General features: G+C 74.5%; 16 protein-coding genes and 1 pseudogene. 14 read left to right on the forward strand and 3 right to left on the reverse strand.

Going from position 1 to position 21,996, the window contains the following annotated elements; genetic code table 11:
- Window positions 1-924, reverse strand: a pseudogene (locus ACPXBU_RS00005) (hypothetical protein); the annotation flags it as partial.
- On the opposite strand from ACPXBU_RS00005, the gene ACPXBU_RS00010 reads away from it, so the two are divergent.
- Window positions 913-1,941: a tetratricopeptide repeat protein gene (locus ACPXBU_RS00010; RefSeq protein WP_425755430.1), complete on the forward strand. Its 1,029-nt coding sequence runs from the start codon at window positions 913-915 to the stop codon at window positions 1,939-1,941. The pseudogene ACPXBU_RS00005 and the gene ACPXBU_RS00010 sit on opposite strands and share 12 nt — an antisense overlap.
- The gene (locus ACPXBU_RS00015; protein WP_393368008.1) at window positions 1,938-2,969 is read left to right on the forward strand and encodes an HAD-IIA family hydrolase; all 1,032 of its coding nucleotides are present in this window, start codon (window positions 1,938-1,940) and stop codon (window positions 2,967-2,969) included. Before ACPXBU_RS00010 ends, ACPXBU_RS00015 begins: the two co-directional genes overlap by 4 nt.
- Window positions 2,970-2,978: 9 nt before the next feature.
- On the opposite strand, the gene ACPXBU_RS00020 is transcribed toward ACPXBU_RS00015, so the two are convergent.
- Window positions 2,979-3,317, reverse strand: coding sequence for an SCP2 sterol-binding domain-containing protein (locus tag ACPXBU_RS00020; protein WP_088947517.1), 339 nt, complete (start codon window positions 3,315-3,317; stop codon window positions 2,979-2,981).
- A 111-nt stretch (window positions 3,318-3,428) separates the two neighbouring features.
- On the opposite strand from ACPXBU_RS00020, the gene ACPXBU_RS00025 reads away from it, so the two are divergent.
- From ACPXBU_RS00025 to ACPXBU_RS00045, 5 genes are all read left to right on the forward strand, one after another.
- Window positions 3,429-4,214: a phasin family protein gene (locus tag ACPXBU_RS00025; protein WP_425755433.1), complete on the forward strand. Its 786-nt coding sequence runs from the start codon at window positions 3,429-3,431 to the stop codon at window positions 4,212-4,214.
- Window positions 4,215-4,393: 179 nt separating this feature from the next.
- Window positions 4,394-4,576 carry a hypothetical protein gene (locus ACPXBU_RS00030; protein WP_357255869.1) on the forward strand — a complete coding sequence of 61 codons (183 nt, stop codon included), beginning with the start codon at window positions 4,394-4,396 and terminating at the stop codon, window positions 4,574-4,576.
- Window positions 4,577-4,614: 38 nt separating this feature from the next.
- Window positions 4,615-5,472, forward strand: a complete 858-nt coding sequence (locus ACPXBU_RS00035; protein ID WP_425755435.1) for a TlyA family RNA methyltransferase — start codon at window positions 4,615-4,617, stop codon at window positions 5,470-5,472.
- 103 nt (window positions 5,473-5,575) lie between these two features.
- Window positions 5,576-6,460, forward strand: coding sequence for an NAD kinase (locus tag ACPXBU_RS00040; RefSeq protein ID WP_393368018.1), 885 nt, complete (start codon window positions 5,576-5,578; stop codon window positions 6,458-6,460).
- Between the two features lie 158 nt (window positions 6,461-6,618).
- The gene (locus ACPXBU_RS00045) at window positions 6,619-10,341 is read left to right on the forward strand and encodes a S8 family serine peptidase (protein WP_425755436.1); all 3,723 of its coding nucleotides are present in this window, start codon (window positions 6,619-6,621) and stop codon (window positions 10,339-10,341) included.
- 76 nt (window positions 10,342-10,417) lie between these two features.
- Here ACPXBU_RS00045 and ACPXBU_RS00050 read toward each other — a convergent pair whose 3' ends face one another.
- Window positions 10,418-11,437: a helix-turn-helix domain-containing protein gene (locus ACPXBU_RS00050; RefSeq protein ID WP_425755437.1), complete on the reverse strand. Its 1,020-nt coding sequence runs from the start codon at window positions 11,435-11,437 to the stop codon at window positions 10,418-10,420.
- Between the two features lie 89 nt (window positions 11,438-11,526).
- Here ACPXBU_RS00050 and recN point away from each other — a divergent pair, with 89 nt between their 5' ends.
- The 7 genes from recN to ACPXBU_RS00085 all read left to right on the forward strand — a co-directional run bounded on the left by recN (window position 11,527) and on the right by ACPXBU_RS00085 (window position 21,896).
- The gene (gene recN, locus ACPXBU_RS00055) at window positions 11,527-13,284 is read left to right on the forward strand and encodes a DNA repair protein RecN (RefSeq protein WP_425756664.1); all 1,758 of its coding nucleotides are present in this window, start codon (window positions 11,527-11,529) and stop codon (window positions 13,282-13,284) included.
- Between the two features lie 119 nt (window positions 13,285-13,403).
- Window positions 13,404-14,582 carry a putative cytokinetic ring protein SteA gene (gene steA, locus ACPXBU_RS00060; RefSeq protein ID WP_393368022.1) on the forward strand — a complete coding sequence of 393 codons (1,179 nt, stop codon included), beginning with the start codon at window positions 13,404-13,406 and terminating at the stop codon, window positions 14,580-14,582.
- A 27-nt stretch (window positions 14,583-14,609) separates the two neighbouring features.
- Window positions 14,610-15,554: a copper transporter gene (locus ACPXBU_RS00065; RefSeq protein WP_393368024.1), complete on the forward strand. Its 945-nt coding sequence runs from the start codon at window positions 14,610-14,612 to the stop codon at window positions 15,552-15,554.
- Between the two features lie 67 nt (window positions 15,555-15,621).
- Complete coding sequence (locus ACPXBU_RS00070) at window positions 15,622-16,488, forward strand: hypothetical protein (RefSeq protein ID WP_425755438.1); 867 nt, start codon at window positions 15,622-15,624, stop codon at window positions 16,486-16,488.
- Between the two features lies 1 nt (window position 16,489).
- Window positions 16,490-18,178: a murein biosynthesis integral membrane protein MurJ gene (gene murJ / locus ACPXBU_RS00075; RefSeq protein WP_425755440.1), complete on the forward strand. Its 1,689-nt coding sequence runs from the start codon at window positions 16,490-16,492 to the stop codon at window positions 18,176-18,178.
- Window positions 18,175-19,344, forward strand: coding sequence for a glycosyltransferase family 4 protein (locus ACPXBU_RS00080; protein ID WP_393368030.1), 1,170 nt, complete (start codon window positions 18,175-18,177; stop codon window positions 19,342-19,344). The genes murJ and ACPXBU_RS00080 overlap by 4 nt, the downstream gene beginning before the upstream one ends.
- Window positions 19,344-21,896: a hypothetical protein gene (locus tag ACPXBU_RS00085; protein ID WP_425755442.1), complete on the forward strand. Its 2,553-nt coding sequence runs from the start codon at window positions 19,344-19,346 to the stop codon at window positions 21,894-21,896. The genes ACPXBU_RS00080 and ACPXBU_RS00085 overlap by 1 nt, the downstream gene beginning before the upstream one ends.
- The last annotated feature ends 100 nt before the right edge of the window (window positions 21,897-21,996 follow it).

The raw sequence follows: 21,996 nt of genomic DNA on the forward strand, positions 1-21,996 counted from the left end.
AGCGGCCCCCGCGAGGGTGGCTTCCGTGGTGGCGACCGTGAGGGTGGTTTCCGCGGCGGCGACCGTCGCGAAGGCGGCTTCCGGGGTGGCGACCGGGATGGTTCCCGGCCGAGCGGACCGCGTGACGGCGGCGCCCCTCGTGAGGGCGGCTTCCGTGGTGGCGACCGCGAGGGCGGCTTCCGCGGCGGCGACCGTCGCGAAGGCGGCTTCCGGGGTGGCGACCGCGATGGTTCGCGTTCCAGCGCCCCGCGTGAAGGCGGCTTCCGGAGCGGTGACCGGGGCGGTTCCCGGCCGAGCGCCCCGCGTGACGGCGGCGCGCCTCGTGAGGGCGGCTTCCGTGGTGGCGACCGTGAGGGCGGTTACCGGGGCGGTGATCGTGAGGGCGGCTTCCGGGGTGGCGACCGTCGTGAAGGCGGCGCGTCCCGCGACGGCGGCTACCGCGGTGCTCCCCGTGAGGGTGGTTTCCGTGGTGGCGACCGCGACAGCTCCCGTCCAAGTGGACCGCGCGAGGGCGGTTACCGGGGTGGCGACCGTGAGGGCGGCTTCCGTGGTGGCGACCGTCGTGAAGGCGGCGCGTCCCGCGACGGCGGTTACCGCGGTGCTCCCCGTGAGGGTGGTTTCCGTGGTGGCGACCGCGACAGCTCCCGTCCGAGTGGACCGCGCGAGGGCGGCTACCGGGGCGGTGACCGCGAGGGCGGCTACCGCGGCGGCGACCGGGCGGGTGCTTCCCGGGCCGACGACCGGCCGCGTCGCGAGGGCGAGTTCCGCCGCGACGACCGTGCTGGCGGCTCCGACTCGTTCGACGGTGGGCGTAGCTCTGCTCCGGCCCTGCCGGATGACATCCTCGCGACCGACCTCGACAAGGACGTCCGCGCTGAGCTGCTCTCGCTGAACAAGCCGGTCGCCGAGACGGTGGCCCGGCACCTGGTCGCGACCGGTCAGCTGATCGACGAGAACCCGGCCGAGGCGCTGGCGCACGCGCTGGCCGCCCGGCGGCTCGCGTCGCGCATCTCCGCGGTCCGCGAGGCCGTGGGCCTGGCCGCGTACCACGCGGGGGAGTGGCAGTCGGCGATCGCCGAGCTGCGCACGTACCACCGGATGAGCGGTCTGCAGAGCCACCTGGCCGTGCTGGCCGACTGCGAACGGGCTCTCGGCCGGCCGGAGCGTGCCATCGACCTGTTCCGCGGCGCCGACCGGGAGAAGTTGGACCAGGCCGTCGCCATCGAGCTGCTGATCGTCGCCGCGGGTGCCCGGGGTGACCTCGGGCAGAAGGACGCCGCGGTCGCGATGCTCCAGGTACCGGACCTCACCAGCGAGGCCACGGTGCCGTGGACGGCTCGCCTGCGGTACGCGTACGCCGACGCGCTGCTCGCCGTGGGCCGACGTGAGGAGGCCCGCGAGTGGTTCTCCCGTGCCGCTGACGTGGACACCGAGGGCGAGACCGATGCCGCCGAGCGGCTGCTCGAACTCGACGGCGTGGTCATCGAGGGCGACGACGAGGACGAGGCCGCCGAGGAGATCGCCGCGGGCCCGGGTACTCCCGGAGCGGTTCCGGCCGAACCGGACGCCGATCTGACCGGCGGGAACGACGACGACCGCGACGACGAAGACGACGACGACCGCGACGACGACGAGGATGAGGACTTCGACGACGACGAGGACGACGACGTCGAGGACCACGAGGACGACGACGTCGAGGACGACGACGAGGACGAGGACTTCGACGACGACGAGCAGGACGGTGCTGTCGGCCGTCCTGGCGACGACGAGGACTCCGTCGACGAGGACTCCGTCGACGAGGACGAGGACCGTCACCCGGACGAGGCCGGCAACGACGACGCGGACACCGCTGTCGACGGCGGTACGACGTCCGGCGACACGGTGAACGCCGACGAGACCGCCCCCGCCCGGGGCGACGAGTCGGAGCCGACGCAGCGGTGAACGGGGGCACTGGGGAGCGGCTGGTCGACGGGTACACCCTTGTCGTTTTCGACCTGGACGGCGTGATCTACCTGATCGACCGGCCGATCCCCGGTGCCGTCGAGGCGGTGGCCCGGCTGCACGACGAGGGACGGGCGGTGGCGTACGCCACGAACAACGCGTCCCGCCGATCCAGCGAGGTCGCCGACCTGCTGACGGGGATGGGCGTGCCGGCTCGGCCGGAGGAGGTGCTCACCTCCGCCGCGGCCTCGGCCGAGCTGTTGCGGGATCGGCTGCCCGCCGGTGCGCCGGTGCTGGTGGTGGGTGCCGAGGCCCTGCGTGCGGAGTTGCGCGCGGTGGGCCTGACGCCGGTCACCAAAGCCGACGAGAACCCGGCCGCGGTGGTGCAGGGGTACGGCCCGCAGGTCGGCTGGGCCGAACTGGCCGAGGCGTCGATCGCGGTGCGCTCCGGCGCGCTCTGGATCGCCACCAACACCGACCGCACGCTGCCCAGTGGGCGAGGTCCGTTGCCCGGCAACGGGTCACTGGTGGCGGTGCTGCGGACGGCGCTGGAGCGCGACCCGGACGTGGTGGTCGGCAAGCCGGAGTCGGCACTGTTCGAGACCGCCGCCCGGCGCGCGGGAGGTGGCCGGAGCCTGGTGGTGGGTGACCGGTTGGACACCGACATCGAGGGTGCCCGCCGTGCCGGGCTGGACAGTCTGCTCGTGCTCACCGGCGTCCACGGCGTACCGGATCTGCTGGCCGCGGCTCCGCAGCGGCGTCCCACGTACGTGGCGAGGGACCTGGCGGGGCTCTTCGACCCGGCGGTCGCCGTGCGGGTCCCGGGTTCGGCGGACACCGGCGGTTGGTCCGTCACCGACCGCGACGGCACCCTGGAACTGGCCGGCTCGGGCCGGCCGCTTGACGCGCTGGCGGCGCTCTGCGCGATGGCGTGGTCGGCACCGGAGCCGGCGCTGCCGAAGATCCGCCCGATCGGTCCGGACGCGACGCACGCGGTGGAGAGCTTCGGCCTGGTCGCCGCTGCCTGACCGGGCGCGTCAGAGCAGTTTGCGCAGCTTCAGCAGATCGAACGGGTTGGCCTTGATCGACACCCGGCGGGAGGTCACCGCGCTCGTGACGTCCAGGTCGCCGCGGACCAGGGCGAGCAGGTCGTCGCTGGACGTGCTCAGCGCGATCTTGGCCTTGGGGTCGTCGCCGTCGGTCAACTCGACAAGCCGACCGCCGGTGATCCGGCCGTGGAAGGCGGTGTCCAGATCGGTGATCCGGCAGGCAAGTGTCCGGTCCAGGTCGATCCGTTCGCGCACCGTCTCGGCGTTGCGATCCAGCCGGGCGGCCAGCTCCTGCAAAGCCTGCCGGCACTCGTCCACGCTGGCCACATCTCCCCCTCGTTGATCGCCACGCCGTCCTCGGCACCGTACCGCACGGCACAGTCCGGGGTGCCCGGTAGCGTGACACCTGCACACCCCGCCCCGTGGAAGGACTCAGGCATGCAGGACGCGTGGCGCGCCTACCTCGAGCTGGCCATGGGCCTCGCGGAGGCGCCCCGGAAGAAGGCCCAGGACGTGGTACGTCGCCTCGTCGGCTCCGGTGGCGCGACCGCCGCCCAGCTCCAGGCCCTCGGCGAGGAGCTGGTCACCACCGGCGCCGCCAACCGAGAGGCGCTGACCAAACTGGTCCGATTCGAGGTCGACCGGACCCTCGGCGCGGTCGGCCTGGCCACCGCCGACGAGGTGGCCGAGTTGACCCGACGGGTGCACGACCTGGAACGGCAGCTCCGCGAGGCGCGCGCCGTGGAGCCGACAACCGCGTCGACGGCCGCCGCGCCGACCGTCACCGCGCCGACTGCTGCCGCCGCGCCGGCCAACGCGCCGACCGCCGCCGCGCCGACCGCCGCCGCGCCGACCGTCGCTGAGCCGACCGCCGCCGCGCCGACCGCCGCCGCGCCGACCGCCGCCGCGCCGACCGCCGCCGCGCCGACCGTCGCCGAGCCGACCGCCGCCGCGCCGGCCACCGCCGGCGGCACGGCGCAGGCCGACCCCACGCTTGCCGCGCGCCCCGGCACCGGTCTGGTGCCCTCCGACGCCTCGGCCGGTGCCCCGGTCGCCAAGAAGGCCGTCGCCAAGAAGGCGGTGGCGAAGAAGGCCGTCGCGAAGAAGGCCGTCGCCAAGAAGCCGCCGGCGACGACCGGCACCGCCGACGACGAGGCCCCCACCCCGGCGGACATGCCGGCCAAGAAGGCGGTCCGCAAGCAGCCTCCGGGCGACGCCGAATGAGCCAGCCCGGTCCACCGGCCGGCGGGTCGTTCCCGGCCCGGCCCGGCCCGGCACCCAACGGGGCGTTCCCAGCCCGACCCGGCCCGCCGGCCGGCGGAGCAGCCCGACCCGGCCCGCCGGCCGGCGGAGCAGCCCGACCCGGCTTGCCGGCCGGCGGAGCAGCCCGGCCCGCACCGCCGGTGGGCGTCCGTCCCGGGCCGCTGCCCGACGTCGGGGACGACGAGGCGCGGCACCCGGCGGTGGACGCCGCGGTGCGGGCCATGGCCAACGCGGCGACGCTGGCGCCGGCCGATCAGATCGCCCAGTACGAGGCGGCCTACGAGACGTTGCGCGAAACCCTCGCCACCATCGACCAGACCTGAGTGGGACGACCAGGCCTGAGCAGACCGGAGAACCACCCATGGCACGTCGCAACCGGCTGGACGCCGAACTCGTCCGCCGTGGTCTGGCCCGCTCCCGGGAGCAGGCTGCCGCGTTCGTCGAGGCCGGCCGCGTCCAACTGCGGGGGGTCGTCGCGCGCAAGGCCGCCGCGATGGTCGACCCCGCCGATCCGCTGCTGGTGACCGGCGAGGACCCGAGCGAGGAGTACGTCTCCCGGGGCGGGCACAAGCTCGCGGGCGCGCTGGCCGCGTTCGGGGTCGGTGGGCTGCGCGTCGCCGGCCGGCGGTGCCTGGACGCGGGCGCGTCGACAGGTGGCTTCACCGACGTGCTGCTGCGCGCCGACGCGGCCGAGGTGGTGGCCGTGGACGTCGGCTACGGGCAGCTCGCCTGGTCACTGCGTACGGATGAGCGGGTCCGCGTCCTGGAGCGCACAAATGTCCGTACCCTCGATCCGGATGCCATCGGCGGGCCGGTCGACCTCACGGTGGCCGACCTGTCGTTCATCTCGTTGCGGCTGGTGCTGCCGGCGTTGGCCGGCTGCACCCGGGACGACGGTGACCTGGCGTTGATGGTGAAGCCGCAGTTCGAGGTCGGCAAGGACCGGGTCGGCGCCGGCGGTGTGGTCCGCGATCCGGAGCTGCGCGCCGAAGCGGTGCTGGACGTGGCGGCGGCGGCGGCGCGGCTCGGCCTCGGGCTGGCCGACGTGGCGGCCAGCCCGCTACCCGGGCCGAGCGGCAACGTGGAGTTCTTCGTATGGTTGCGCCGAGGCGCACCACCGGCCGACCCGCAGCGGGTGCGGGCCGTGGTGGCGGCCGGGCCGGAGGGCCCGACGTCCGGCGACGTGCCGGACGTGGCGGCGGAGGAGGTCGCAGGGTGAACGCGCGCAGCGAGAAGACCGCGTCGGCCCGCGGGGGATCACGCGGCCGGGCTGGGGCGACGGTGGCGCGACGCCGCCCGGGCCGGGTCGGGCGGGTGGCCCGATGAGCCGGACCGCGCTGCTGGTGACCCACACCGGCCGACGGCGCAGCACCGAGCACGCCCGGTCGGTCGCCGCCGACCTGATCGACGCGGGTTTCGAGGTACGTGTGGTCGCGGACGAGGCCGAGGACCTCGACCTGCCCGGTGTGGTGCCGGTCGCCGGCCCGCAGGCCGCCGAGGGCGCCGAGATCGTCTTCGCGCTCGGTGGGGACGGCACCTTCCTGCGTGCCGCCGAGCTGGCCCGGCCGGCGAAGGCGCCGCTGCTCGGTATCAACCTGGGTAAGGTGGGTTTCCTGGCCGAGGCGGAGATCGACGACCTGGACAGCGCGGTGCGCGACGTCGTGGGTCGCAACTACACGGTCCACGAGCGGCTCACCCTGGACGTGACGGCCGAGTTCGACGGTGGGCCGACCATCGAGTCCTGGGGGCTCAACGAGATCAGCATCGAGAAGGGCGAGCGGGCGCAGATGCTCGAACTGCTCGTCGACGTGGACGGGCGGCCCCTGTCCCGCTACGGCTGCGACGGTGTCGTCTGCGCCACGCCGACCGGCTCCACCGCGTACGCGTTCTCCGGTGGCGGCCCGGTGGTCTGGCCGGAGGTGGAGGCGCTGCTGTTGGTGCCGATCAGCGCGCACGCGCTGTTCAGCCGGCCGTTGGTCACCGCCCCGACGTCCACCTTCGTGATCACCGTCGACCCGTTCACCACCCTCGCCGTGCTGTCCTGCGACGGGCGGCGCGTCTACGACCTGCCACCCGGCGCCCGGGTGACGGTGCGTCGGGGCGCCCTGCCGGTGCGCATCGTGCGGTTGCGGGCCCGCCCGTTCACCGACCGGCTGGTCGCCAAGTTCGGCCTTCCCGTGCACGGGTGGCGCGGCAGCCGCCGGTGAGCGCGACGTACACGGTCGGTGGACGGCGGTTGTCCACCTGACGACATGTCGCCGCTGCGGCGGCTGGCGACTAGTGACCTGGTGACAGGCTCCGTCGCAGACTCCGATCGGCCCTCATCTACGGATGGCGGGCCTTCAGGAGTAGAGGAGCACATCGCATGCACTGGTCCCCCCGCTGGCTCGCCGTCGGCGCGGTCGGCGCGTTGGTGGTCGGCCTCGCCGCACCGGCGTCCGCCGACCCGCCCGTCCGGCCCACCGGCCCGAACTCGGGCACGCCCACCCCGCTCGCGGCACCCGTCCGCGTCACCCTGATCACCGGCGACCAGGTCGAGCTCGCGCCGGCGGCGCCGGGCCGGGTCGCCGCCACCGTTCGCCCGGGACCCGGGCGTGAGCGGGTCATCTTCCAGACTCTGGAGGTCGACGGCCGGCTGCGGGTCCTGCCCAGCGACGTCCTGCCCTACGTTTCCAGTGGGGTCCTCGACGCCAACCTCTTCGAGGTGCAGGATTTGGCGGCCGACGGTTACGGCGACGCCGAGCAGGGTGCGTTGCCGCTGATCGTGCGGTACCAGGAGCAGGCCGGGGGGCGGGTCAAGCCGCTCGCCGGTGCCACCGACGCCCGGCCGTTGGAGAGCATCAACGGCGCGGCGCTGCGGGTCGGCAAGGGGGACCTCGGCGGCCTGTGGACCACGCTGGCCGGCGCGCCCGGGCAGCGTGTCGCCGCCGGGACGCCGGCCAGGCTCGGCGCCGGTATCGCGCGGATCTGGCTGGACGGGAAGGTCCGCCCGACGCTGGAGCACAGCGTGCCGCAGATCGGGGCCCCGATCGCCTGGGCGGCGGGCCGGGACGGTGCCGGCGTGACGGTGGCGGTGCTCGACACCGGCGTCGACGCGACCCACCCCGACCTGGCCGGTCGGATCGCCGAGGCGCGCGACTTCTCCGCGAGTGGCAGCGCCCGCGACGGGCACGGCCACGGCACCCACGTGGCGTCCACCATCGCCGGCAGCGGCGCGGCCTCCGCCGGGTTGCGCAAGGGCGTGGCCCCCGGCGCGACGTTGCTGATCGGCAAGGTGCTCGACGACGGTGGTTCCGGCTACGACTCGTCCATCATCGCGGGCATGGAGTGGGCCGCCCACTCCGGCGCGAAGGTCGTCAGCATGAGCCTGGGCGGCGACCCGACCGACGGCACCGACCCGATGAGCCAGGCCGTCAACGACCTGACCGCCGAGACCGGCGCGCTCTTCGTGGTCGCCGCCGGCAACTCGGGCGCGGCGCGTACCGTCGGCTCGCCGGGCGCGGCCGCCGCGGCGCTCACCGTCGGCGCGGTGGACCGCGACGACAACCTGGCGGAGTTCTCCAGCCGCGGCCCGCGGCTCGGCGACAACGGCCTCAAGCCCGAGATCACCGCGCCGGGCGTCGGCATCGTCGCCGCGCGGGCCGCCGGCACGACAATGGGTACGCCGGTGGGCGACGCGTACACGACCGCGAACGGCACGTCGATGGCCACCCCGCACGTGTCCGGAGCGGCCGCGATCCTCGCCCAGGAACACCCGGACTGGAACGCCGCCAAGCTCAAGGACGCGCTGGTGAGCACCACGAAGGCCAACCCGGCGCTGACCGTCTTCGAGCAGGGTGGCGGTCGCGTCGATGTGGCCCGGGCGCTCACGCAGCAGGTGTACGCGTCGGCCACCGCGGACTTCGGCCGGATCTCCACCGGCGGTGCGGCGGTCGAGCGGACCGTGACGTACACCAATGGCACGAAGGCGGCGCGGACCCTGCGGCTGGGCTTGGAGCTGCGCAACCTGGACAGCGGCGCGGCCGAGACCGACGGGGTCGCCGTCACCTCCGGCGAGGTGACCGTGCCGGCGGGCGGCAGCGTGGCCGTGCCGCTGCGCGCCGACCCGGCGAAGCTGGCCCGGGGTCCGCACGGCGGCTGGCTGGTGGCAACCGGTACGGACGGCGTCGCCGTGCGGACCCCGGTCGGGCTCACCGTCAGTGCTCCGATGCACCAGGTGACCGTGAAGGTGTTGGACCGCGAGGGTCGGCTGACCCTCTCGCCGGGGTTGACTCTCTTCGGTGAGCAGCCCGAGTCGGACTTCTGGGGCTGGTGGCCGGGCGAGGGCACCCTGCAGGTCGAGGAGGGCTCGTACCTGCTGACCGCGATGGTCGAGCACGGCGCCCCGTTGGACGAGCAACTGACCGAGGTCGTCGAGCCGGAGCTGACCGTCGACCGGGACCTGACCGTCGTGCTCGACGCCCGCAAGGGCACGCCGGTACGGATCGAGACGCCGAAGCCCAGTGAGCAGCAGGCGACGCTCAGCTACTACGTGCACCGGGTGTTGGGCAACGGCCGGCAGGTCGACCACGGGGTGATGTCCTACAGCACTGTCCAGCAGGTGAACGTGACGCCGACCCGCCAGGTGCGCCGGGGCGAGTTCGAGTTCGCCTCGCGCTGGCAGCTCGTCGCCCCGATGGTGGATGCGAAGATCAGCGGGGTGTCCGGTCCGCTGGACATCAACCTGATGGGTACGTCACCGGCGCCGACCGGCCGGCGGAAGATGGCGCTGGTCTGGGCCGGCACCGGAACTCCCGCTGAGCTGACCCGGGTGCGGGGCGCCGCCGCGCTGCTCGCCACCGACCCGAACCGCTCCGAGGACGAGCAGATCGCCGCCGCGGCGGCCGCCGGCGCCGCCACGGTGCTGATCGTTCGGCCGGCGGACTTCTCCGCGTGGACGGTGTGGCGCCCGATGGGGGACCGTCTGCCGATCCCGTCGATGGCGGTTGCCTACGACGACGGGCAGCGGCTCATCGCGGCGGCCAGGAAGGGTCGGGCGGTGCTGGACCTGACGCTGACCGTGGACAGCCCCTACCTGTACGACGTGTGGCAGGTGTCGAAGGGGCGGGTGCCGGAGCGGATCGTGCACACCGTGACCGCGAAGAACACCGCCGAGGTGACCGCGAGCTACGGCGACACGGGCGCGGGTTGGGCCAGTGAGCAGCGCTTTGGCTGGCGTCCGTGGCAGGAGTACTCCTGGAACGACGACCAGCGCATGGTCCGCAACGGCACCACCCGGCAGGAGTTCGTCAGCGCCGGGGACAACTGGTGGCAGCACCGGGTGCAGCACAAGCTCATGTACCTGCAGTGGGGGCAGTTGGCCGGTGGCCTGAACCAGGCGCCCCGGCGGTACGCCGCCGACGACCGGGAGACCGAGACCTGGCACGCCCCGGTGGTCCGGCCGGCCGTACCCGCAAGCGGCGCGCCGGTTCCCACCCGGACCGGTGACAACCTGAACCTGCGGGTGCCCGAGTTCGTCGACGCCGACGGGCACTACAGCGTGGCCGGCGGGAGTGAGGAGTCGGACACCGTGGAGGCCCGGGTCAGCCGGGACGGGCAGCAGATCGCCGACCTGTCCGGCGGGTGGGCGCCGGTGCCCACCACGGCGGGTCGGGCCCGCTACCGGCTCGACCTGACCACGAAGCGGTCCTCGGACGAGTGGCGCTACGCCACCCGGACCGACACGGCCTGGGAGTTCACCTCGGCCCGACCGGCGGGCGCCGCCGCCACGCCGTTGTCGCTGTTGCAGGTGGACTACCGGGTGCCGGCCGACCTGCTCGGCACGGTACGCGGCGACCGGCCGCACCAGCTCGGGCTGACCCTGCGTCAACCCGCCGGGGTGCCCGCGCCGACCGGTGCCAGCGTCCGGGTGCAGGTCTCCTTCGACGGGGGCGTCACCTGGCGCGCCGCGGCGACAAAGGGGTCGGGTACCCGCTACACCGCGACCGTGCCGGCCGGGCGCGGAACGGTGTCGCTGCGGGTCCGTGCCGCCGACCGGGCCGGGAACACCGTCGAGCAGACGGTGTTCGCGGCGTACGGGCTGCGCTGACCCGCGCGGGGCGGGGCGGCTGCGGCCGTCCCGCCCGGGTGGGGTCCGCCGTCCGGCGACGGCGGGCCCTGCCGGGTCAGAGCCAGCCGCGTCGGGCGACCTGGAACGCCAGCCCGGGCCGGGTGTCCACCCCGGCGGCGGCCATCAGGTCGGCGACGCGCCGCTGCACGGTCCGCCGGCTCACCCCGAGCTGCGAGGCGATGGACTTGTCCGGTACGCCGGCCACGAACAGCGACAGCAGCCGCGCCTCGTCGGCGTCGGGCTGATAGCCGTCGCTGGGTTGGTCGCTCGGATCCGGGCGGCGGTTGTCGGTCGTCGCCTCGGCGAGGGGATCGTCGAGCCGTAACCGGGTGGCCACCCGCCAGTGGCTCTCGAAGAGGGCGAGCAGCGCGTCGAGCAGTTGGCTGCGGCCGATCACGGCGGCGCTCGGTTCGCCGCCGTCGCGGTCCGGCACCAACGGGCAGATGGCGATGCGGGCGTCCACGATGGCCAGTCGGACCGGCAGCCGGTCCAGGACCCGGGCCTGCTCTCCGGCGGCGACGCCCTTGGCCAGGTCGGCCAACGCGCCCGGTTCCAGCAGCAGGTCACGTTCGTAGATGGCCCGGTAGCTCACCCCGCGGGCCAGCGCGTCGAACTCCTCGACGTTCTCCGGGCCAGCCATGGCCAGGGGGTTGGCGCGGCAAAACCAGAGCACCTCGGTGCGTGCCGCATTCTGCAGATCGCGCAGACGGTCCCGGAGCACCCGGGCGCCGGCGATCACCTCGACGAGGTGGTCGACGTGGTGCCGTCGCAGCCCGGAGCGGTATTCCTCGGCCAGTTGGGTGACCCGTCGGCGGGCCGTTTCCAGGTCCTCCTGGCGGCGCAGGAGCGTCGCGCCGAGGGCGACGTCCGGGGCGGTCGGGCGCAGCGGCGCGTCCGGGTCGTTGTCGGTGGGCTGCACCAGGCCCTTGGCGCGCAGCGCCTCGACCTGGGCGACGACCTGGTCGCGGGGTCGGTTGAGCCGGCGGACCAACTCGTCGATGCGGGCCGTGGTGAGCTGGAGCAGGCAGCGGTAGAGCTCCTCCTCAGCCGAGGTCAGGCCGATCACATCCAGCACGGGGCAGAACTGTACGGCGGCCGGGTGTCGGCCGCACCCGGGCCCGTCGGCTGGTCAACTGTCGTGCCTCGCGTCTACTGTCGGTGGCTGTGCTGGAAGAGCTGCGCATCACCGGACTGGGCGTCATCGAGGACACCACGCTGCCGTTGACCGGCGGCATGAACGTCATCACCGGCGAGACCGGTGCGGGCAAGACGATGGTGGTGACCGGTCTCGGCCTGCTCTTCGGGGGTCGGGCCGACGCCGGGCGGGTCCGCGCCCAGCCCGGCCGGGCGGTGGTCGAGGGGCGGTTGCGCCTGCGTGGGCGTGTCGCCGACGCCGTGCACGCCCGGATCACCGAGGCCGGTGGCGAGCCCGACGAGGACGGCTCGGTGCTGCTGAGCCGCACGGTCACGGTGGAGGGGCGCTCCCGCGCCCACGTCGGCGGCCGGAGCATGCCGGTGTCGATGCTCGGCGAGGTCGGCGAGCAGGCCGTTGCCGTGCACGGCCAGTCCGACCAACTGCGGCTGCTGCGCCCGGCCGAGCAGCGCGCCGCGCTGGACCGCTTCGCCGGCCCCGCGCACGAGAAGCTGCTCGACGCGCTGCGTGAGGCGTACACCGGGTGGCGGCGGGTGGTCGACGACCTGGCCGACCGGCGGCGCAACGCCCGCGAGCGCAACCAGGAGGCCGACCTGTTGCGGCTGGGCCTCGACGAGATCACCCGGGTCGATCCGCAGGCGGGTGAGGATGACGAGCTGAAGACCGAGGCGCAGCGGCTGGAGCACGCCGAGGGGTTGCGGACGGCCGCGCAGATCGCCCAGCAGTGCGTGGCGGGTGGTGCGGAGGCCGCCGACGAGGCACCCGACGCGACGGTGCTGCTCGGCACCGCCCGGCGCACGTTGGAGGCGCAGTCGGGCACCGACCCGGCGCTGGGTGAGCTGGCGGCCCGCCTGGAGGAGGCGGCGACGCTCGTCACCGACGTGTCGGCGGAGCTGTCGGCGTACCTGGCGACGCTCGACGCGGATCCGGCCCGGTTGCAGCACGTCTACGAGCGGCGGGCGGCGCTGCGGGCGTTGACCCGTAAGTACGCCGACGACGTCGACGGGGTGATCGCCTGGGCCGATCGGGCGCGCACCCGACTGTCCGACCTGGACACCTCCGACGATCTGCTCGACGAGTTGGAGCGCGACGGTCAGCGCCTCGCCGCGGAGGTCGCCGACCTGGCCGGGCGGGTGTCGGCGTCCCGGCAGGAGGCGGCGATCCGGTTCGCCGACCAGGTCACCGTCGAGCTGGCCGGGTTGGCCATGCCGCACGCGCGGATCGAGGTGGCGGTGCTGCCCCGCCCGGCCGGTCGCGCCGAGCCGACGCTGTCGGTCAACGGCGTCGAGGTGGGTGTCGCGTCGGACGGTGGTGACGAGGTGGAGCTGCGGTTGCTCGCTCACCCGGGAGCGCCGTCGTTGCCGTTGCAGCGGGGCGCCTCCGGCGGTGAGTTGTCCCGGGTGATGCTCGCCATCGAGGTCGTGTTCGCCGGCTCGGGTGGCCCGCCCACCCTGGTCTTCGACGAGGTCGACGCGGGTGTCGGCGGTCAGGCGGCGGTGGAGATCGGCCGCCGGCTGGCCCGACTGGCCCGCAGCCACCAGGTGCTCGTCGTCACACACCTGCCGCAGGTGGCCGCGTTCGCCGACCGGCACCTGGTGGTGGCGAAGGACACCGGCGGCGCGGTGACGACAAGCGGGGTACGGGTCGTGGAGGACACCGAGCGGGCTCGGGAGTTGGCCCGGATGCTCGCGGGTTTGCCCGATTCTGATCTGGGTATCGCTCACGCCGAGGAGCTGCTGGCCGTGGCCGCCAAGGAAAGGCGGCTGTGACGCCGCGTATTGTGAGCGCAAGCACACCGGCTTGTGCCGACGTGTGCTTCCCTGGGTAGGCGGCCCTGCTCAGGCATGTCGCGACAGAAAAGCCTGCCTCACATGCCAGGATGGTCACGATGCGTCTACCCACGTTGCGCCGGAATCGGAACTCCGAACCGGGCAGAGTCCTCGGCACCGCGCGCCTTGATCGCCGGACGAAACGCCTGGTCGGTCGGCTGCGCCCTGGTGACATCGCGATCATCGACCACGTCGACCTGGATCGGGTGGCGGCCGACTCGTTGGTCGCGGTCGGGGTCGGCGCGGTGCTCAACGCCAAGCCCTCGGTCTCCGGCCGCTACCCGAACCTCGGTCCGGAGGTGCTCGTCGCCGCCGGCATCCCGCTCCTCGACGACCTCGGGGAGGGCGTCTTCGAGCAGATCCGCGAGGGCGACCAGGTCCGCCTCGAGGGCAACACGGTCTTCGCCGGCGACGAGCCGGTGGCCCACGGCAGCCTGCAGGACGCCGAGTCGGTCGCCAAGGCGATGGCCGATGCCCGGGAGGGCCTGTCGGTGCAGTTGGAGGCGTTCGCCGCCAACACGATGGACTACCTCCGTCAGGAGCGCGATCTGCTGCTCGACGGTGTGGGTGTGCCGGACATCGAGACGCAGATGCAGGGGCGGCACTGCCTGATCGTGGTGCGCGGCTACGACTACAAGGCCGACCTGGACGTGCTGCGCCCCTACATCCGGGAGTTCAAGCCGGTGCTCATCGGCGTCGACGGCGGGGCCGACGCGCTGGTCGAGGCCGGCTACACCCCCGACATGATCATCGGGGACATGGATTCGGTCACCGACGACGTGCTGCGCTGCGGCGCCGAGGTGATTGTGCACGCGTACCCGGACGGGCGGGCGCCCGGCCTGCCCCGGGTCAACGGTCTCGGCGTCCCGGCGATCACCTTCCCGGCGGCGGCGACAAGCGAGGACCTGGCCATGCTGCTCGCCGACGAGAAGGGCGCCTCGCTGCTGGTCGCGGTCGGCACCCATGCCACCCTCGTCGAGTTCCTCGACAAGGGCCGCGGCGGGATGGCCTCGACGTTCCTGACCCGGCTGAAGGTCGGCGGCAAGCTGGTCGACGCCAAGGGTGTGAGCAGGCTCTACCGGCAGAGCATCTCCGGATCCTCGTTGCTGCTGCTGGTGCTGTCGGCGATCGCGGCGATGGCGTCCGCGGTGGCTGTCTCGACCGTCGGGAAGGCGTACCTGGGCGTGGTCGCCGAGTGGTGGGACAATTTCGTGTTCCAGCTGTACCGGCTCTTCTAGTTCCCGACCGATCAAGAGGCTGCAAGCGTGATCAACTTCCGCTACCACGTGGTGTCTCTCACCGCGGTGTTCCTGGCTCTGGCGATCGGCCTGGTGGTCGGCACGGCCGCTCTCAACGGCCCGGTCGCCGATTCGCTCGAGGGGCAGGTCACCGGGCTGCGCAAGGACAACCAGTACTGGCGCCAGCAGGTCAACAACATGGAGACGCAGCTCGGGCGGGAGGAGGAGTTCGCCGACAAGATGTCCGAGTTCGTGCTCCCGAGCACCCTGTCCGGGCGTCGCGTGCTGATGCTCACCCTGCCCAACGGGCGCGACCACGCCGAGGGCGTGCTCAAGAAGCTCCAGCTCGCCGGGGCCACCATCACCGGCCGGGTCGATCTGCAGGACAAGTTCATCAACCCGGACAACAACTCCAACCTGCTGGAGTTGGCCGTCACCGCGGCCCGCCCGACCGCGCAGACCACCGGCCTGCCCGGCAACGGGCACGGTGTGGAGACCTCCAGCGCGCTGCTGGCCAGCGTCCTGCTGGACCGGGCCCAGGGCACCGCGCCGGTCAGCGACGCCGACCGGCGGGCGGTGCTCGCCGCGTACAACAACGCCAGCTACCTGACCACCGACAGCAACAAGGTCACCGGCCCGGCGGAGGCGGTCGTCGTGGTCAGCGGCCAGCCGAACGTCGACAAGGACTCCGACAAGCGGGACGAGTCGGTCGTCAAGATCGCCGAGCAGTTCGACCGGACCGGTTCGATCGTGGTGGCCGGCAAGGGCTCCGTCGGTGGCAACCTGGTCTCCGTGGTGCGCGGTGACCCGGTGCTCTCCCAGACCATCTCGACCGTCGACAACGCCAACACCGTGCAGGGCCAACTGGTCACCAGCCTCGCCCTGGTGCAGCAGCTCACCGAGAAGAAGGCCGGCCAGTACGGCGTCGGCGACAACGCCGCCTCCGGCCTGTTGCCTACACTGCCCCAGTGAGCGAACGACGTACCTCCGTGTCCGTAACCGACGCTTCTGCGAGCCTGCGGCCCTGCGGGGCGGGAGCGTGAGCACGCTGGGCCGGCTGCTGATCGCCGGTGCCGGCGCCGCCGCGGCCCGCTACGCGCTGCGCGAGGTACGCGTCTCCCCAGCCGGGCCGACGCTGGAGCGCACCAACTTCCGGGGCCGCACGGTGACCCTGGCCGCCGGCCCGGCGCTCGCCGCCGGGGCGACCGCCGTCGGCGCGTTCGGCGCCACCAGCGGCGCCTCCGGCGCGGCCGCCCTGGTCGCCGGCCTCGGCGCCGGTGGCGTCGGCCTCTACGACGACGTGGTCGGCGCGCGGCCGGAGCAGAAGGCGGCCAAGGGCTTCACCGGTCACCTCGCCGCGCTGCGCGCGGGACGGATCACCGCGGGCCTGGTCAAGGTCGTCGGAGTGGGTGCCGCCGGGCTGGGTGCCGCCGCGCTGCTCGCCGCCGACCCCCGCGTCGCCGCGCACCCCCGCCGGCTGCGCCACGGCGCGTTCGGCCGCGGCGTCGACGTGCTGCTCGGCGCCGGCGTGATCGCCGGCACGGCCAACCTGCTCAACCTGCTCGACCTGCGGCCGGGCCGCGCCCTCAAGTCCGGGCTGCTGCTCGCCGCGCCGCTGACCGGCGGCCCGCACGGCGGGATCGCCGCCGGTGCGGCCGGCGCCGCCGCCGGCCTGCTCCGCGACGACCTGGCCGAGGACGTGATGCTCGGCGACAGCGGCGCGAACGCGCTCGGGGCGCTGCTCGGCGTCGCGCTCGCCGCCCGCAGCGGCCCGCTCGGGCGCGCCGGCCTGCTCGCGCTGCTCGCCGGTCTCACCGCCACCAGCGAGAAGGTCAGCTTCACCGCGGTGATCCAGCGGACCCCGGTGCTGCGGGAGCTCGACGCTCTGGGCCGGCGCGCCGACTGACGTGACCAGACCTGCACCCCTCGCCGGCGCCGGCCGGTTGGCCGGGGCAGCCGCGCTCATCGCCGTCCTCACCGTGGCCAGCCGGCTCGCCGGCTTCGGCCGCACCGCCGTGTTCACCCTGGGCTTGGGGCACACCGACCTCGGTGGCACCTACGTGGTGGCCAACGCGGTGCCGAACTTCATCTTCGAGATCGTCGCCGGGGGAGCGCTGGCCAGTCTCGTCGTGCCGCTGCTCGCCGGCGCGGTCGCGGCGGGCGACCGGACAGCCGTGGCCCGGACCACCGGTGCGCTGCTGACCTGGACGCTGGCCCTGCTGGTCCCGCTCGCGTTGCTAGTGGTGGTCGGCGCCGGGCCGGTGATCGGGCTGCTGGGCGACGGGCTGACCGCCGCCCAGCAGCAGAGCGGCATCCGGATGCTGCGGGTCTTCGCGCCGCAACTACCGCTGTACGGAATCGGCATCGTGCTCGCCGGGGTGCTCCAGGCCCACCGCCGCTTCGCCTGGCCGGTGCTCGCCCCGTTGCTGTCCAGCCTCACCGTCATCGTCGTCTACCTCGTCTTCGGCGCGACGCAGGGCCGTTACGCCACCGTCGCGGGGGTCAGCCCCGGTGGGGAATTGCTGCTCTCCGCCGGCACCACCCTCGGCGTGCTGGTGCTGTCGCTGTCCCTGGTGATCCCGGTCCGCCAGCTCCACCTGGGGCTGCGGCCCGGCTTCGGGTTCACGGCCGACGCGCGGGCCCGGGTCGGCGGGTTGGCGGTGGCCGGCGCGGTCACCGTCGCCACCCAGCAGATAGCCCTGATCGTCAGCCTGAACCGGGTCACCTACGGCGCGGCGACAAATCCCAGCGTCTACAACCTGGCGCAGACCGTCTACCTGCTGCCGTGGGCGGTGCTGGCGGTGCCACTGGCCATCGCGGCGTACCCGACCCTGGCGGCGGCGCGGGCCGCCGGTGACGAGGACACCTACCGGGCGACCCTGGCGCCGGCCGTGCGCGGTGTGCTCCTGTTCAGCTGTCTCGGCACGGCCGCGTTGATCGGGACCGCCGTGCCGGTGGGGCACTTCTTCTTCCCGTCGGACACCGCGTCGACCGCCGCCGCCGCGATCATCGGGTACGCCCCCGGCCTGGTCGGCTACGGCCTCTTCGCGGTGCTCACCCGGGCGCTCTATGCCCGGGGGGAGACGCGGGCGGCGACGGTTGCCACCGCCGTCGGCTTCCTGGTGGTGCCGGCCGTGGCCCTGCCGCTCGGTGCGGTGCTGCCGCTTCGGGACCGGGTGCTCGCGGTGACCTCCGCGAACTCGGTGGGGATGCTCGTCCTCGGGGCGTTGCTGCTCCTGGCGGTGGCGCGTAGCGCCGGCCGTCTGGCGTTGGCCGGCGCGGCCCGGGCCGGGGCGGCTGGTGGCCTCGCCGGTGTGCTCGCCGCGCTCGCCGGGTGGGGCCTCACCCGCTGGCTCGACACGCCGGGCGGCGGCACCCCGACGATCGCGGCGGCACTCGGTCAGGGCATGCTGTCCGGGGTTCTGGTCGGGGCGGTGTTCCTCGCTGTGGTCTGGTTCGTCGACCGGCGGGATGTGCAACCGCTGCTCGCCGGGATGCTGCGGCGTCTGGGGCGGCGGGGGCCACGGGGCGGGGGCGACGGATCGACGTCGGCCTCCGCGCGGCGGGGCGACGGGAAGGAGACGGCAGCGCGATGACTGAAGCAGCTCTGCCGATCGGCTGGTCGGGCAGCGTCGCGTTGGTGCTCGCGTCCAGCACCGGCGGGGTCGGCCAGCACGTCCGCTCGGCGGCGCGGGGCCTCGTCGCGGGCGGCGCGACGGTCCTGGTCTGCGGGCCGGCCGCCACCCAGGAGCAGTTCGACTTCACGAGTGTGGGCGCGCGTTTCGAGCCGGTCGAGATCCCGGCCAGCCCGACGCCGGCCGACGCCCGTGCGGTGCTGACCCTGCGGCGGGTGCTCTCCGCCGCCGGTGTCGACGCGGTGCACGCGCACGGCCTGCGTGCCGGGTTGGTCGCCGTGCTGGCCCGTCCCGCCGCCCCGCTGATCGTCACCTGGCACAACGCGGTGCTCGCCGGCGGACTGCGGGGCGCGATGTCCCGTCTCGCGGAACGAGCGGTGGCCCGCGGCGCCCGGGTGGCCCTGGGCGCCTCCGCGGATCTGGTGGCCCGGGCCACGGCGCTGGGCGCCACCGATGCCCGACTCGCCCCGGTCGCCGCGCCCACCCTGCCCGCGCCGCGCCGACGCCCGGCGGCGGTACGCGCCGAGTTCGGCGTACGCCCGGACCAGCCGTTGATCGTCTCGGTCGGTCGGCTGCACCCGCAGAAGCGTTACGACGTGCTGATCGACGCGGCGGCCCGTTGGCGTACGCGTACCCCGCCGCCGGTGGTGGTGATCGCGGGCAGTGGCCCGGCCTACCTGCCGCTGGCCGCCCGGACCTCCGCGGCCCGTGCGCCGGTGACCCTGCTGGGGCACCGCACCGACGTGGCCGACCTGCTCGCCGGCGCCGACCTCGCGGTGGTGACGAGCGACTGGGAGGCCCGGCAGCTGTTCGCCCAGGAGGCGTTGCGCGCGGGCGTACCCCTTGTCGCCACCGCTGTCGGTGGGCTGCCGGAGCTGGTCGGCGACGCCGCCGCGCTGGTCCCCGCCGGTGACGTGGACGCGGTCGACGCGGCGGTACGCGCGCTGCTGGACGACCCGGCCGCGCGGGCCGAGTTGGGTCGGCGGGGCGCCGAACGGGCGGCGACGTGGCCGACCGAGGCGGACACCGTGGCCGCGCTGGCCGACCTCTACGCCGAGTTGGCCGGGCAACCCACTCCTCCGGCGGCCACCCCCGACTCCGACGCCCCGAGAACGGGACACCGGTGATGCTGCGCCGAATTGCCCCCGCCCTGTTGACCGTGCTCGTGGTGGCGCTCGGCGTCACCGCGCTGGCCGCCCGCCCACCGCAGAGCGTCCCGCAACGCTCCGCCGACTTCGTGGTGCTCGCCGGGATCGCCGGGCTGCGCTGGGAGGACGTCGATCCGCAGAGCACCCCGACGCTGTGGCGGATGGCCCAGGACGGGTCAATCGGCTCGCTGTCGGTGCGTTCCGCGCACCGACCCACCTGCCCGGTGGACGGCTGGCTGACCCTGGGCGCGGGCAGCTTCGCCGCGTGGAACGGCAGCCGGCCGCCCGAGGGCTGTCCGCCGGCCGGAGTGGCCGTGGAACAACCCGACGGCATCGGCGCGAACCTGCCCGACCAGGAGAGCGTGGTGCAGCACAACCAGCAGCGCCTGTCCTGGGGTGCCATGCCCGGTTCGCTGTCGGAGTCGGTCCGCTGCTCGGTGGCCGTGGGCCCGGGTGCGGCGGTGGCGGCCGCCCGACCGTTCGGCCGCGTCGACAGGTACGCCTCGGCGCTGCCGGCCGACCCGCGGATGCTGCTCGGCTCGTGTGTGCTGAGCATCGTCGACCTCGGCACGGTCGAGGGGACCGACCCCGCGTCACGCGCCGGGCAGGCCCGCGCGGCGGACGCCCAGTTGGCCCGGGTGCTGGCCGCGCGGCCACCGCGGTCGTTGGTGCTTGTCGCGGGGATCTCCGACACCGCCCCGCCGTCGCGACTGCACGTGGCGGTCGCCGACGGTCCGGGCTGGGAGCGGGGGTGGCTCACCTCGGCCAGCACCGGCCGCGACGGGTACCTGCAACTTGTCGACCTCGCGCCGACCGCCCTCGCCGCGCTGGGCCGGCCGATGCCGGAACGTCTCTTCCTCGGCCGGCCGGCCGTCAGCACCGGTGGTCGTCCGGCCGACCTCGCCGACGCCATAAGCGCCCCGGCCGACGCCGATCGGGAGGCGGCCGCCCAGCGGAACGTCTCCGGCCGGTTCTTCACGCTGCTCGCCGGTGTGCAGGTGCTGCTGGCGCTGGCGGTCCTGCCGCTGCTGCGCCGGGCCCGCCCGCACGCCGGGCCGACCGGCCCGACCGCCGTCTCCGGGCGGATCGTGGCGGTGGCGGAGTTGCTGCTGGTCGCCGTGGCGTTGACCGTGCCGGCGGCGCTGCTGGCCGACGCGGTGCCCTGGTGGCGGGGCGAGCACCCCGGCTGGCTCTTCGCCGGGATCACCGGGCTGCTGGTGGCCGCCGGCACCGCGGCGGTCCGGTTCGTCCCCGGGTACGCGCGCACCCTCGGCCCGCTGGGCGCGGTGGCCGGCCTCACCACGCTCGTGGTCGGGCTGGACGTGCTCACCGGGGCCAGCCTCCAGCTCAACGGCGTGGTGGGCTACTCCGCATTGCAGGGTGGCCGCTACGCCGGGCTGAGCACCGTGGGGCTGGGAGTCCTCCTCGCCGGGGCGCTGCTGACCGGGGGGTGGTTCGCCCAGCGGCTGCACCGTGGCTGGCGGCCCGCGGTGATGGTGGCGGTGGGTGGCCTCGCCGTGGTGGTGGTGGGCAGCCCGTACCTGGGCGCCGACCCGGTCGGCGCGATCGCGCTCACCGCCGGGGTGAGCGTCGCCGCCGTGATCAGCGCCGGCGGCTGGTTGACGGTCAGCCGGCTGGCCTGGGCCGCCATGGCCGCCCTGGCGGTCGGCATCGGGTTCGCCGTGGTGGACCTGCGGCGGTCGGCGGCCGAACGGGGCAGCCTGGGCAGGTTCCTCTCCGCGCTCGGCGACGGCACCGGCGGGTTCACCGTGCACCGATCCAGCACGGAGAATTTCGAGACGTTGGTCAACAGCCCGCTGACCGTGCTGGCGTTGGTGGGTGGGCTGCTGGTGTGGTTCGCCCTGTTGCAGCCGTGGGGTGGGCTGATGCGGTTGTTCGGCATCTACCCGGCGATCCGGGCCGCGATGGCCGGCACCGTGGTCGCCGCCGTGCTCGGTGGTGTGCTCGACGGCGCGGCACTCGACGTGCTGGGCGCTGCCGCCGCCCTGGTGGTGCCGATGGCCGCCCTGGCGTCGCTGCGGGTCCTCGGCCACGCGGCCGACCGGACCCGCCCGCTGCCGGGTCGCTCCCGCGCGGACGGCGTCGACGACTCGGGGTCCGGCGGGGTCGGTCCGGTCGGTGGGGACGACGGCCCGACCCGGGGTGGAGGGCCGCTGGGCGCGGTCCACCCCCGCCCGATCAGCGGACCGCCCTCGGGCGCGTCGACGGCTGTCGCGCCCCCGGAGACACCTGCCAACCGCTCGACCGACGGCCCTCCAGCCGACGCCGACGCCCCTCCAGCCGACGCCGACGCCCCTCCAGCCGACGCCGACGCCGCCGACGCTGACCGCCCTCCTGCCGACGCTGACGGCCCTCCAGCCGACGACGACGACGACGCTGACGGCCGCTCGGTCGACGCCGACGAGGCGGCCGGGCCGACCGCGCGCGGGGCGACGCCGGACGCCGCCCCGACGGCGCCCGCGCCGCCCCGACAGGTCGACAGGTCATCGACCGGGGTCGCCGCTTCCTGAGTGGCGGCCCCGCGCCCGGACGACCCGGTGGTGTCGCAGCCGGGGTGCGGCCTGCGGGTACCCGCCCGGGAGGTGTTACCGTCGAATCCCGTGGATCGCG

The sequence above is a fragment of the Micromonospora sp. DT231 genome, assembly GCF_049847025.1.
Lineage (GTDB): Bacteria > Actinomycetota > Actinomycetes > Mycobacteriales > Micromonosporaceae > Micromonospora.

Bases quoted from the DNA above. Each gene is read 5' to 3' on its own strand.
- ACPXBU_RS00025 (WP_425755433.1), top strand. From the start codon at position 3,429: ATGCAGGACGCGTGGCGCGCCTACCTCGAGCTGGCCATGGGCCTCGCG.
- ACPXBU_RS00040 (WP_393368018.1), top strand. From the start codon at position 5,576: ATGAGCCGGACCGCGCTGCTGGTGACCCACACCGGCCGACGGCGCAGC.
- ACPXBU_RS00085 (WP_425755442.1), top strand. From the start codon at position 19,344: ATGCTGCGCCGAATTGCCCCCGCCCTGTTGACCGTGCTCGTGGTGGCG.
- ACPXBU_RS00080 (WP_393368030.1), top strand. From the start codon at position 18,175: ATGACTGAAGCAGCTCTGCCGATCGGCTGGTCGGGCAGCGTCGCGTTG.
- steA (WP_393368022.1), top strand. From the start codon at position 13,404: ATGCGTCTACCCACGTTGCGCCGGAATCGGAACTCCGAACCGGGCAGA.
- ACPXBU_RS00045 (WP_425755436.1), top strand. From the start codon at position 6,619: ATGCACTGGTCCCCCCGCTGGCTCGCCGTCGGCGCGGTCGGCGCGTTG.
- ACPXBU_RS00035 (WP_425755435.1), top strand. From the start codon at position 4,615: ATGGCACGTCGCAACCGGCTGGACGCCGAACTCGTCCGCCGTGGTCTG.